Annotated in this window: 6 protein-coding genes; 1 reads left to right on the top strand and 5 read right to left on the bottom strand. The window is 70.8% G+C overall.

The annotated features are described in order from the left end of the window. Window positions 1-61: 61 nt before the first annotated feature. Complete coding sequence (locus tag HUA74_RS13185; RefSeq protein ID WP_217442604.1) at window positions 62-970, bottom strand: M23 family metallopeptidase; 909 nt, start codon at window positions 968-970, stop codon at window positions 62-64. A 226-nt stretch (window positions 971-1,196) separates the two neighbouring features. Further along, the gene (ltaE, locus tag HUA74_RS13180; RefSeq protein ID WP_174454803.1) at window positions 1,197-2,222 is read right to left on the bottom strand and encodes a low-specificity L-threonine aldolase; all 1,026 of its coding nucleotides are present in this window, start codon (window positions 2,220-2,222) and stop codon (window positions 1,197-1,199) included. Window positions 2,223-2,270: 48 nt separating this feature from the next. Here ltaE and nth point away from each other — a divergent pair, with 48 nt between their 5' ends. Next, window positions 2,271-2,993, top strand: a complete 723-nt coding sequence (nth, locus tag HUA74_RS13175; protein WP_246137809.1) for an endonuclease III — start codon at window positions 2,271-2,273, stop codon at window positions 2,991-2,993. Here the strand turns inward: nth and def are convergent. The 3 genes from def to priA form a co-directional block, all read right to left on the bottom strand. Beyond that, window positions 2,947-3,480 (bottom strand): peptide deformylase, encoded by a 534-nt coding sequence (gene def, locus HUA74_RS13170; RefSeq protein WP_141648714.1) that lies wholly within the window; start codon window positions 3,478-3,480, stop codon window positions 2,947-2,949. The genes nth and def overlap by 47 nt on opposite strands. Window positions 3,481-3,568: 88 nt before the next feature. Continuing rightward, the gene (locus HUA74_RS13165; protein ID WP_174454389.1) at window positions 3,569-10,705 is read right to left on the bottom strand and encodes a response regulator; all 7,137 of its coding nucleotides are present in this window, start codon (window positions 10,703-10,705) and stop codon (window positions 3,569-3,571) included. 15 nt (window positions 10,706-10,720) lie between these two features. Then, window positions 10,721-13,114, bottom strand: a complete 2,394-nt coding sequence (priA, locus tag HUA74_RS13160; protein ID WP_174454802.1) for a primosomal protein N' — start codon at window positions 13,112-13,114, stop codon at window positions 10,721-10,723. Window positions 13,115-13,162 lie beyond the last annotated feature (48 nt).

The raw sequence follows: 13,162 nt of genomic DNA, 5'->3' as shown, positions 1-13,162 counted from the left end.
ACCGGGCACTCCCCTCAGGGGCGCTACCTCAAGCCGGTGGCGCCCCTGATGCGTTGCGGGCTCACAAGCCCGCACCACCCCGCGCCATCGGCGGCGCCTCCAGACGCCCTTCGCCCTCGTCCCCAAGCGCGTCCAGGGGGTCCATCACCTCCCCGTCCCGCCACAGCTCGAAGTGCAGGTGCACGCCCGTGGCCAGCCCCGTCTCGCCGGCCAGCCCCACCGCATGGCCCCGCTCGAGAATCTCCCCCGGCTCCACCAACACCCGGGACAGGTGGCTGTAGCGCGTCAACCAGCGCCCATCGTGCTGCACCTCTACCTGGAGGCCGTGGTCGCCGTTCCACCCCGCACGCAACACCACACCCTTCGTCGCCGTGTAGACGACCTGGCCCTGCTTCGCCGCCAGGTCCACCCCCAGGTGGCGCCGCTGCTCGCCCAGGATGGGGTGCCACCGCTGACCGAAGACGCTGGTGATGGTCACCGGATCCACGGGCCAGGCCAGTCGGGGCAGTCCGTTGACCTCCTCCGGATGCTCCAGCCGCCGCAGCTCCGCCATGCGCACCGCGAGCCGCCCGACCCTCAGCACCACGGCCTCCGCCAGGGCTCCAGGCATGTCGCCATACGTCCTGCCGTCCTGCTCCAGTTCGGCCTCCAGGACGCCTCGGGCTCGCTCCACGTCACGGGAGTCCGTGCGCTCCACCGCGCGCGCCAGGAACGCATCCAACATCCCGTTCATCAGCTCCCAGCTCTCCACCTGACCCAACGGCATGGGCCCACCCCTCGCCACCTTCCGACGGTGCCCACGGGCCCGCTCCCTGAAGGACTCCAGGGCCTCCTGGAGTTCCATGGAGGGCTCGGGCGCGGCCAGGCGTACACGTCCACCCGGCGGGGCGGGGACACCCTCGGGGACAGGGGACGAGGACGGCTCCGCGGAGGACCGCTCCGGGGTCTCGTAGACCTCATCGAAGCTCATCTTCTGCTCCGACCGAGGGGTGGAGCAGGCGCAGACGCTGACGAAGGCGAGGAGGCGGAGTCGACGCACGGCCCGACGAGCTTACCACGCTCCGCTCGGTGCCTTCCCTCGCCCAGCAGCCACGGCTTCGCCCGGAGCGGGAGCGAGCAAGCAACCCGGGGGGCGGACAGATTCGCGGCCCGGAAAACCTCGCCCCCTCGTTGAGCCCCGCGTGGCGACCGGCGGCCTACGCCAACGCTCGCCGGATGCGCGCGACCGATTCGTCGATGTCCGCCGCGGACAGGTCCAGGTGCGTCACCAACCTCACCGAGCGCGGTCCCCCCGCCGGGTTCGTCAGCACGCCGTGTCCCCCCAGCAGCGTCACCATCTCCAGGGCCGGGCGGTCGAACTCCGCGAACACCATGTTCGTCTCCACCCGCGCCGTGTCCACCTTCACTCCCGGCACCTCGGCCAGCGCCGCCGCGAGTCGGCGCGCATTCGCATGGTCCTCGGCGAGCCGCTCCACATGGTGGTCCAACGCGTACAGCGCCGCCGCGGCCAGGATGCCCGCCTGCCGCATGCCTCCACCCAGCCGCTTGCGCAGCCGACGCGCCTCCTTGATGAGGTCCGCGCGGCCCGCCAGCGCCGAGCCCACCGGCGCCCCCAGCCCCTTCGAGAAACACACCGACGTCGTGTCCGTCAGCCTCGCCCACGTCGACGCGGGCACACCCGCCGCCACCTCCGCGTTGAACAGGCGCGCACCATCCAGGTGCACCGCCAGCCCCGCCTTGCGTGCGACCTCCACCACCGCGCGGAAGCGCTCCACCGGCCACACCGAGCCCCCGCCGCGATTGTGCGTGTTCTCCAACGACAGCAGCCGCGTGCGCGGGTTGTGCATGTTGTCCTCGCGCACCGCCGCCGCCACGTCCTCCGGCGTCAGCAAGCCCCGCTCACCCGGCAGCGGCTGCGGCTGCACGCCCCACAGCGCCGGCACCGCGCCGCCCTCGTAGTGAAGGATGTGACTGCCCGCCTCGGTCAGCACCTCGTCCCCCGCCCGGCAGTGCGCGCCGATGGCCACCTGGTTGGCCTGCGTGCCCGAGGGTACGAAGACGGCCGCCTCGAGCCCGAGCCGCTCCGCCACCCGGGCCTCCAGGCGCAGCACCGTGGGGTCCTCGCCGTAGACGTCGTCCCCCACCTCCGCTTCCGCGATGGCTCGGCGCATACCGGCGGTGGGCTTGGTGACGGTGTCGGAGCGAAAGTCGATGGGCTTCATGGTTCTCCCGCGGGGTGGCGACAGCCAGGGCTTGGGGGCACGACAGGGGTGACATACAACGGCCGCGTGCCCGGACGTGAGACAACGGCGGCGAAGCGTGAGCGCGCGGTGAAGGTCATGGAGCGGCTGGAAGCCTCCATGCCCGATGCCCACATCGAGCTGGATTTCCGCTCCCCCCTGGAGCTGCTCGTGGCGGTGATGCTCTCCGCCCAGTGCACCGACAAGCGGGTCAACATGGTGACCCCCGCGCTATTCCAACGCTTCCCCAACGCCCACGCCTACGCGGAGGTCCAACCCGCCGACGTGGAGCCCTTCATCCGCACCTGCGGCCTGTACCGCGCCAAGGCGAAGAACATCGTCGCGGCGGCGAAAATCCTCGTGGGGGAACATGGCGGCCAGGTGCCGCTCCGGCGCGACACGCTCGCGGAGCTGCCCGGCGTGGGCCGCAAGACGGCGGGCGTCGTGTGCATCCACCTGGGCGGCGACGATGCCTTCCCGGTGGACACCCACGTGAAGCGGCTCGCGTACCGGCTCGGCTTCACCACGCACGAGGACCCGGACAAGGTGGAGACGGACATGCGGTCCGTGCTGCCCATCCCCTGGTGGACGAAAGGCCACCAGCTCCTGGTGTGGCACGGGAGGCGGACGTGTTTTGCCCGCTCCCCCGAGTGCGACCGGTGCGTCGTGGCCGAGCTGTGCCCCAAGAAGGGCGTGGCCCGAGCGACTACCGAGAAGCCGAAGGGTTCAGCTCGCTCTCGCGCGAAGCCTTGAGCTTCTTCATCCGCTTGCGGATGAACTCGCGCTTCAGCGTGGAGACGTGGTCCACGAAGACGGTGCCATTCAGGTGGTCCGTCTCGTGCTGCACGGCGATGGCGAGCAGCTCGTCACAGCGCAGCGTCTGCTCCTGACCGTCCACGTCCAGGTACTTCACCGTGACGACGGCGGCGCGGTCCACGTCCTCCGACTCACCGGGGAGGGAGAGGCAGCCCTCGTTGTAGGTCGTCTCACCCTCGAGCGCGACGAGCTCCGGGTTGATCATCGCCAGGGGCTTGGACTCGGGCTGACGCGGCGTGGTGTCCAGGACGATGACGCGCTGGAGCACGCCAATCTGCGGCGCCGCGAGTCCCACGCCGTCGGCGGCGTACATCGTCTCGAACATGTCCTTCACCAGCGCGCGGGTGGAGTCGTCCACCTTCGTCACGGGCTTGGCCTTCTGCTTCAGGATGGGGTCGGGCCAGATGAGGATCTCACGAACCATGGAGGCCCTCTTAACTCCCCCCGCGCGCACGGGCAACCCCGTGCGGGCAGCCCTCCCCCGCCCCGGCGCACGGGACGTCCACCCCCTGTCAGTCGAGCAGGCTGCGTGCGTACTCGGAGCGCAGTCGGTCATCCCCCAGGGCCTGGGCGGCTTCGGACAACACACCCCGAATCTGCTGCGCGCGGTGCTGGAGCGCCGGGTCCGGATGCCCCGCGAAACGCAGCGGGTGGAACTCGGCGGCGAGCAGCTCGTAGGCCCGCTTGACCTCCTCGCTACCCGCCGTGCGTGCCAGCCCCAGCACGGTGAAGTAGTCCGCGTCCTGAATCTCCTCGAACTTCGCTTCCAGCCGACGGACGTCCAGCTCGGGCGGTAGCTCTCCGGAGTCATCCGCGTCCGCGGGCCGCAGGATGATGAGCCCCAGCGTCCTCGCCACCGAGAGCGCCTTCAAGGCCGAGTCCTGCGGCACACCCGCCCCCAACAACAGCGCCTCCACCGTGTGCTCACCATCCACCTGGGACAGCAGCTGCAAGTCCTTGGGAGGCAGGCCGAAGTCGTCGGGCGCGAGGTGCAGGTCACCTCGGGCGACTCGGGCGCGGAGTCCGCCAGCGGACGCCAGCAGGGACTCGGCGGTCAGCGTGTTGCGCAGGGCCTCCGCCAGCAGGAACAGCGGCGGGCGCGTGGCGGCGGCGAGCGCCACCTCGTGCGGCGCCGGCTCCTGCACCAACCGGTACAGCGTGGAGGGCTCGGCCAGGGCATCCAGGAAGACCTGCTCCGTGTAGCGCTGCACCAGCGGTACGGACTCGGACTCGCGCAGATAGCCTCGGCCTCGGAGCGCGTCGAGCAGCGCGCCGGTGGTGGCGCTGCGCACCAGCCGCAGCTCGCCCTCCTGCCGCGCGTCGATGAGGCCATCCGCGCGGGCACGGTCGATGAGCGACTCACCCGACGCGGACGAGACGGCCCCCACGAGCGAGCCATCCCGGAGCCACAACACGCGCAGCGCGTTCATCACCTTCAGCTCCAGGCGCACCTCCATGCGCGCCTCGCAGAGTCGGAGCACCAGTCGGGACAGGCCCTCCTGGGTGACACTGCCGCTGCGGGACACCGCGAGTTCGGGGCGCCCCGGTGGGGCCTCCAGGGGGAGCAGGGCCGCACGGGCGTGCGCGGCGGCCTCCTCGGCCTCGCGGTGGCCTCGTTCCTCCAACTCCAGGCGCTCGCGCTCGGACCGGGCTCGCTCTTCCGCGGAGTCCGCTTCCAATCGAGCCTTCTCCGCGTGCAGTGCCTCCAAGGACTGGCGCGCTTCCTCGCGCTCCGTCCGCACCTGGGACAGGTCCGCTTCCGTTTGCTCCAGCCGGGATTGGAGCTGGGCGAGTTGCTCGGCGAGGCGAGCGGACAGCGACTCGGCTTCAGTTCGCGCCTGGGTCTGTTCCTCGATGCGGGTCTCGATGGCCTCGCGCTGACGCGCTTCGGCGTCCAGGCGTACTTCCAGCGCGGTGCGGTGACGGCCCTCGGTCTTGGCGCGCGCTTCCGCATCGGTCAGCGCCTGTGCGGCCTTCTGGGCGCGAAGCTCGGCCTCCGCTCGGACCTCGGCTTCGGCCGCGGCGCGGGACTCCGCCTCCGCGCGCTGCCTCGCCTCCGACTCCGCTCGCGTCTCCGCGACGACACGTTGCTTCGCATCGGACTCCGCTCGCGCCTCGGCTTCGGCGCGCAGGCGTGCTTCCGTCTCCGCGCGGGCCTCGGCTTCGGCGCGCAGGCGTGCTTCCGTCTCCGCGCGGGCCTCGGCTTCCGCTCGCTGCCGTGCTTCCGACTCCGCGCGCGCCTCGGACTCCGCTCGCTGTCTGGCCTCGGACTCCGCCCGCGCCTCGGCTTCCTCGCGCTGCTTCGCCTCGGACTCCGCTCGCGTCTCGAGCTCCGTGCGCTGCCTGGCTTCGGCCTCCGCATGGGCCTCGGCGGCCTCGCCCTGCTTCGCCTCGGCTTCGGCTCGGGCCTCGGCCTCCTCACGCTGCTTCGCTTCGGACTCCGCCCGCGCTTCGGATTCCTCGCGCCGCTTCACTTCGGACTCGGCACGCGCCTCGGCTTCCTTGCGCTGCTTCGCTTCGGACTCCGCCCGCTCCTCGGCTTCCTCGCGCTGCTTCGCCTCGGACTCCGCCCGTGCCTCGGCTTCCTCGCGCTGCTTCGCCTCGGACTCTGCTCGTGCCTCGGCTTCCGCTCGGTTCTGGGCTTCAATCTCCGCGCGTGCCTCAGCCTCCGCGCGGTGCTTGGCCTCGGATTTCGCTCGGGCTTCCGCCTCGGCTCGGGCCTGGACCTCTTGTTCGAGACGCTCCCTCGCCTCGGTCGAAGCCTGGGACTCCAGCTCCGCGAGCGCGAGGACCTCCGCCTTCGTCCGGGACTCCAGTTCCTCGCGAGCACGGGTCTCGGACTCCGCTCTCACCTCGGCTTCGTTCCGCGCCCTGGAATCCAGCTCCGCCTGGGCCTCCGCCTCCGCGCGCGCACGCGATTCCATCTTCGCGCGCGTCTCCGCTTCGATTCGCTCCGCATCCGCCGTCGCCGCGCGGGCCTCTGCCTCCGCTCGCGCCAGGGCCTCTGCTCCCGCCCGGGCCTCCGCTTCGACCAGGGCCACCTCCGCGGACTTCACGCGCGCTTCCAGGCTCCGACGTGACTGCGCCTCCGTCTCGGCACGCGACTCGGACTCGACCCGTCCCGCCGCCTCGGATTCGAGCCGAATCTCGATTTCCTTCAGCGCCTGCGCCGCCGCCGCCTCTCGCGTCTCCGTCTCCTGAAGCCTCGCCTCCAACTCCACGAGACGCGACTGGACATCGGCTCGTGCCAGGGATTCCTGGTCGGCACGCTCCTGCGCATCGTCCCTCGCGAGGAGCGCCTCCTTCGCCCTGGCCTCCACTCGCGCGAGGTCTTCCACCCTCAACCGCGTGAGCTCTCGGGCTTCCGTCGCCGCGGCATCCAGCAGGCCCCGCAGCTCGATGAAGTCCTGCTCGCGCGTCTCGATGCGCGCCAAGGCCGCCTTCGCGGCGGCGTCCACCGTCGCACGCGCCTGGGCCTCGGCTTCCGCTCGAGCCTCCGCCGCGTCCAGACGCTCCTGGAGGTCCGCGAGCTCCGTGCGGAGGGACTCCACCTCGGAGCCACTCCGAACGTCCTGCTCGGACTCTCGCCGCCGCGACAGCTCCAGCTCCGCTTCGAGCTCTCGCCGCTGGCTCTCTTCTCGAGCCTGGGCCGTCGCGAACTCCGACTCCCGCGCACGAGCCTCGTCGAGCTGCTGCTCCACTTCCGCACGCAGCGTGGCCTCTCGCGCGTGCTCCTCTTCCAATTCGGCGAGACGCGCCTGAAACGACTGGAACAGCTCTCCGTTCCGGTCGCGCACGGCCTCGGCTTCCACGCGCAGGGCCGCTTCGCGATCCAGGACACCTCGCAGGGACTCGCTGAGCTCGCGCGACTCCTCGATTCGACGCTCGGCGTCCTGACGAAACGCGAGCTCCTGCTCCAGCGAGGCCCTCAGTGAGCGGACGCGCTCATGCGCTTCCTCCAGTTGCTTCTCGAACTCCTCCGGCCGGGCGTTCGACTCGGGAAGGGACGTGTCCTCCACGGCGCCTTCAGGCTCCGTGTCCGCCCTGTGTACCGACTCCGATTCGGTGGACGCGGGCCAGTACTCAGCCCCCGGCGCCGTCGTGTGCTGGCTTGCCTGGCCAGACACGTCCGAGGCGGTGTCTGCCGTGTTCGAGTCGAACCACACAGAGCCAGGGGACGAGTCGACTGGCGCGGCGCCCTCCGGCTCGGAGTCGAACCATCCCGCCGAGGCGTCCGACGCCGTCGCCGTGACACCGTCGGCCGCGAGGACAGCCGCATCCGTGGCGTGATGGCTCGCATCGAGCGACGCGACGCCTTCGACTTCCGTGGGGAGCGAATCGGAGACAGTGCCCGTCGGAGACTGCACGTCACCTGTTTCAGAATCGAACCAGCCCCCGGCCACATCCGCGCTGGAAGGCTCCGATCCGGGCTCCGCTCCGGACCAGTCCGTCGACTCGTTTGCTCCGGCAGCCTCGGGCTCCGCTCCGGACCAGTCCGTCGACTCGTTTGCTCTGGCTGCCTCGGCTCCGGGCTCCGCTCCGGACCAGTCCGTCGAGTCGTTCGCGCCAGAGGCCTCGACTCCGGGCTCTGCTCCGGACCAGTCCGTCGCCTCGTTTGCGCCAGACGCCTCGGCTCCGGGCTCCGCGCCAGACCAGTCCGTCGCTTCGTTCGCTCTGGCGGCCTCTGGCTCCGCGCCAGACCAGTCCGTCGCCTCGTTCGCTCCGGCGGCCTCTGGCTCCGCGCCAGACCAGTCCGTCGCCTCGTTCGCTCCGGCGGCCTCGGCTCCTGGCTCCGCGCCAGACCCGTCCGCCGATTCATCGGTGGCCTCGGCCCGTGATTGCCCTTCGGGCTCGCTCGCCGATGCGTCCACCGAAGCTGCGTCAGTGGGAGCACTCGCTACCGCCGCAGCCTCCGCACCAGCCGGCTCCGAGTCAAACCAGTCCGCGCCAACACTTGCGGCCGGGGGCTCAACGGGAGCACCTGTCGGGTCATCCTGTCGAACCTTGGCCTGAAGCTCCGCCTCCAATACGTCCCACGGCGAGGCGGGCAGGCTCTCCTCTTCCGCTCCGTCGGTCGGCGCGGATTCGATTTCGGTCGACGCCTCCGCGACTGGCTCTCCCTTCGGCGCCTGAGACACATCGTCGGCTTCGGCGAATTCCTTCGCGGAGTTCTCGACCTCGGGGTCCGGTGGCAACTCCGTCCACGGTGAGGCCTCGAGCGGCACGGACGGCCGTGCTCCCACATCGCGCATGGCGGCCAGCTCTGCTTCGGCCGCGGAGAGCGCATCTCCCTGCGAGGACGCTGGAGTGTCGACGTCGAAGAACCCCTCGTCCCCGAGCCGAGGCGCCACCGCCACCGGCCGTGACGCCGGCGCGGAAACGGCCTCCTCTGTCCAGGCGAGTCTCCCCAGTGGCGGAGAGGCTTCGACCTCACCTCCCGCATCCGGCTGTGCAGCCGTCCAGTCCGTCAGTGCCCCAGCTTCTGGAGTACTCACGCCATACAGGACCGTGGGAGGACCACTCACTCCACCCGGGCTCCCGTCACCCGTCACCGCGCTTGCGAAGCCCTCGGAGAACGCATCATCCAAGCTCCCGGGGGTCGCGACATTTCCCTGCCCGGACTGCCCGCCCCACCCTTCGAGTCCCAGCGATGATGCGCCTTCGCTCGCCGGAGCAATGTCCGCGCTCGGAGCAGTCGACGCTTCGTCGGTCCCGTACGCCGCGTCCATCGCCGCTTCATCCAGCGCATCCGTCGCGGCACCATCCAGGTCCTGCCCGCCGGCCGCGGCCAACGCGTCCGGGCCCAGCGTGCCCTCCGCGAAACCCGCGCCTCCGTGCTCGTAGGCACTCGCCGTCGAGCCATCCGCGCCGTAGGACTCCGAGGCCCCGGCTGGCTCGGTGGAGTCGTATCCCGTCAGCGAGTCTCCGCCATACGCGCCCGCCTCGTATCCCTCCGCGCCGTAGGGCTCCGAGCTTGTTCCATGCGTCGGGGAGTCGTAGCCGGTCGCCGTGCCCGCCTCGTACGCGCCGGCGGCATGAACCTCCGAGGAGGCATCACCTGGGCCGTAGCCCTCGGGGGAAGCACCACCGTATGCACCGGAGTCATGCCCCTCGGGGGAGGCAGCCCCGAGGTCATATCCCTCGGGGGTAGCACCACCGTACGCACGAGGGTCGTAGCCCTCGGGAGAAGCACCACCGTATGCACCGGAGTCATACCCCTCGGGGGAGGCAGCCTCGGGGTCATATCCCTCGGGGGTAGCACCACCGTACGCACCTGCGTCATGACCCTCGGGAGAGACAGCCCCCGGGTCATATCCCTCAGGGGAGGCACCACCGTACGCACCTGCGTCATGACCATCAGGTGAGGCACCACCGTATGTGCTGGGGTCATGACCCTCAGGAGAGGCCTCTCCTTCGTACGCACCGAGGTCATGACCCTCGGGAGAGGCACCACCTCCATACGCTCCTGCGTCATAACCCTCGGGAGAAGCACCACCGTACGCACCGAGGTCATGCCCCTCGGGAGAGGACTCACCTTCGTATGCACCGAGGTCATGACCCTCGGGAGAGGCACCACCTCCGTACGCTCCTGCGTCATACCCCTCGGGAGAAGCACCACCGGACGCACCGGGGTCATAGCCCTCGGGAGCGGCACCACCACCGTTCACACCGGGGTCATAACCCTCGGGAGAAGCACCCTCTCCGTACGCACCGGGGTCATGGCCCTCGGGAGCGGCACCACCACCGTACGCCCCTGCGTCATGCCCCTCGGGTGAAGCACCACCGTAGCCCTCGGCGGAAGCCCCGCCATCAGCGCCAGTTGCATACGCATCAGCGGCAGCACCTGCGTCGGCGCTCGCCACGGCCCCGGCGCCCGCGTCATCCCCTTCCGCCCGGAACATCTCGCCCGCGGACAGCGCACCCTCATCAAAAGCCTCGCCCTCGCCGCCCGCCACGGCCGCGCCCCAGTCCTCGCCTCCTCGCGCGGATTGGATGGACGCCATCGCCGCGGCCTCCACCTCCTGGTGCGCCTGCTCCAGCGTCGCCTGCACGTCGAGCGGCGAGCGATGCTCACGCTCCTCGGCGCGCGCCGTCCGCTCCTCGCGCGTCATCGCCGCCAGCTCCCAGTCCGTCTGGTGCAGTGGCGCCAGGTCCCCGAACAGCGCATTCGCCAGCGTGGGGTCCCCACCCACCGACCCCGGCCCCGTCGCGTGCCACGCCTCCGAGCCCTCCCCGCCTCCCACCCCATCCCCTCGGACTCCCGGCAGACTCCGGTTCTCCAGCACATGCCACGCGTCCGCCTCCGACGGCGCGCGGATGAGCGTGTCCACCTGCGCCACGAAGCTCGTCCCATCCAGGGGCAACGGCGCCACCGGCGCACTGAACCCCTCGATGGCCTCGCCCAGGAGCAACACCCGGGCGCCCTTCCCATCCGGATGCTGGAGCAATTCCTCCAACACCAGCCGACCCCGGCCACTCTCCACGCCAGGGGCCAGCACGATGAGCGCCGGCAGGTGATGCCCGTAGGCAATGAGCGCATCCGCGGCGGACGTGGCGAGGATGACCTCGTGCCCGTCACGGGTGAGCAGACGCCGCACTGCGGCGATGGTGGCGATGTCGTCGTGGACGAGGAGGACCGGTGCGCCCATGGGGGGGCACCGAGTCTACAGCATGGCCCCCGGATCCACGTCGATCACGACCTTCACCGCCGAAGGAACGTCAACCAGGGCCGCCTCCACCCTGGCGAGCAGCGGGGCAAGCGCCACATGCGTCGGCCCCTTCAGGAGCAACTGCCAGCGCGTCTTGCCCCGGATTTTGGCGATGGGCGCCAGGGCCGGCCCCAGAAGCCGCACCCCCACCGACGCCGGAGGCATGTTCTTGGTGACGAGGTTCCCCAGGTGCCGGGCCACGCTGGCCGTCTGCTCCGGGTGCTCCCCCTCCAACCGGATGGACGCCATGCGCGCGAAGGGCGGATACGCCAGCGCCTTGCGCCACTCCAGCTCCTGCTGGGCAAACCCATCGAAGTCATGGGCCAGCACCCGCTTCACCGGCTCCGCGTCCGGGTTGTACGTCTGCACCAGCACCCGACCCGGGTCCTTGCCCCGCCCCGCCCGCCCCGACACCTGGGTCAACAGGTGGAAGGTCCGCTCGGAGGCTCGAAAGTCGGGAATCGCCAGGGACGTATCCGCCATGACGACACACACCAGCGTCACGCCCGGGAAGTCGTGCCCCTTGGCCACCATCTGCGTGCCCACCAGCACGTCCAGCTCCCGCCGGGCGAACGACGCCAGCATCTCCGTCAGCCGCTCCGCGCTCGTCGCCGAGTCCCTGTCCAACCGCGCCACCCGCGCCGTGGGCATGCGCTCCAGCACCTCCGCCTCTACCCGCTCGGTGCCGATGCCCAGCTTCAGCATGGGGCCCGTACACTCCAGGCACCGCTCCGGCACCGGCATCGCCAGCCCGCAGTAGTGGCACACCACCCGGTTCTGGGAGCGGTGATGCGTGAGGCACACGTCGCACGCACTGCACTTGAGCGACAGCCCACACACCTCGCACAGGAGCACCGTGCTGTGCCCCCGGCGGTTCAGGAAGAGGATGACCTGCTGCCCTCGCCCCAGCGTCTCCTCCATCGCCGCCAGCAGCGGCGGACTCAGGATGGGCGCCTCCTCCGTCACCATGCCCTCGCGGGGCCGCTCCTGACGCAGGTCCACCAGTTCGATGGTGGGCATGGGCCGGTCATCCACGCGGCGCTTGAGCTCCAGGAGCCGGTAGCGCCCGCGCTTCACGTTCTCCAGCGTCTCCAGCGCCGGCGTGGCCGAGCCCAGCACCACCACCGCCCCGGCCTGCTTGCCGCGCACCACCGCCAGGTCGCGCGCCTGGTAGCGAAGGCTGTCGTCCTGCTTGAAGGACGGGTCATGCTCCTCGTCCACGACGATGAGCCCCAGGTTCTCCACCGGGGCGAACACCGCCGAGCGCACGCCGACGGCAATCTTCACGTCGCCCCGGCGCAGCGCCTGCCAGTGGAACAGCCGCTCCCGGTCCTTCAGCGCCGAGTGCAGCACCGCCACCTCCGCGCCGAAGCGGCTGCGGAAGCGCCCCACCAACTGCGGCGTCAGCGCGATTTCCGGCACGAGGATGAGGCTGCCCTTGCCCAGGGACAGCGCATGCTCCGCCGCGCGCAGGTACACCTCCGTCTTCCCGCTGCCCGTGACGCCGTGGAGCAGGAACGGCTGGAACACCCCTGTGTCCAGCGCCCCACGCAGCTCGACCCCCGCCGCGTCCTGCTCCAGCGTGAGGCGGTCCGGCCGGCCCTGAATCAGGCCTTCCTTCACCCCCGCCTCCAGCTTCTTCTCGTCGATGCGAGCCAGCCCCTTCTTGGCCAGGCTCTTCAAGAGTTCTCGTGCGCCCGGGATGGCGTGGCTCACCTCCTCCAACGGAGCACTGCCCCCCACGGCCAGCAGATACGCGAGCACCGCGGACTGCGCATGCGCGCGAGCGAGCGCCGGCGGCACCTCGCTCACGAGCGCCACCGCGAACTGCTGCACGTCCGGCTTCGCTTCCTTCTCGTCCAGGGGCTTCGACAGTCCGGGAGGCAGGGCGCCGCGGATGACCTCGCCCAGCGGATAGCGGTAGTGCTCGGCCGCGAAGCGCAACAGCGCGATGAGGTCCTTCGGCAACGAGGGCGAGTCCTCCAGCACGCGCTGGATGGGCTTGAGCCGGACCTTCTCCCCCAGGGGCTTGTTCGCGGGCCCCAGGTAGAAGCCCAGCGCGGTGCCTCGGCCGAAGGGCACCAGCACGCGCTGCCCGGGCGCGAGCTGGCCCGTGAGCGCCTCCGGCACGGAGTACGTGAATTCACCCCGGACGGGGCGAGCAACGGCGACGGACGCCAGGACGGGAGGACTCTCGCTCACTGCGGGCGGCACTGTAGCGGCCTGTTCCGGTTGGGACAGTTCCCGGCGACGCCTCGCACCCGAGGTACGCACCGCCATGGAACCCGTGGTGGAGGGTGCCTCCGCCGCGCTCTCCGTCGGCACTTCCCACAAGGGTCGCTGCTCCATGGCACTCCCTTCAACCACCGCCCCTGCCCCGTCCGTCCTGCTACCGGG

Source organism: Myxococcus sp. CA051A (assembly GCF_013336705.1).
Classification (GTDB): Bacteria; Myxococcota; Myxococcia; order Myxococcales; family Myxococcaceae; genus Myxococcus; species Myxococcus llanfairpwllgwyngyllgogerychwyrndrobwllllantysiliogogogochensis.
The sequence above is the reverse complement of the archived record's forward strand: the minus strand, read 5'-3'. Positions and strand labels throughout refer to the sequence as shown.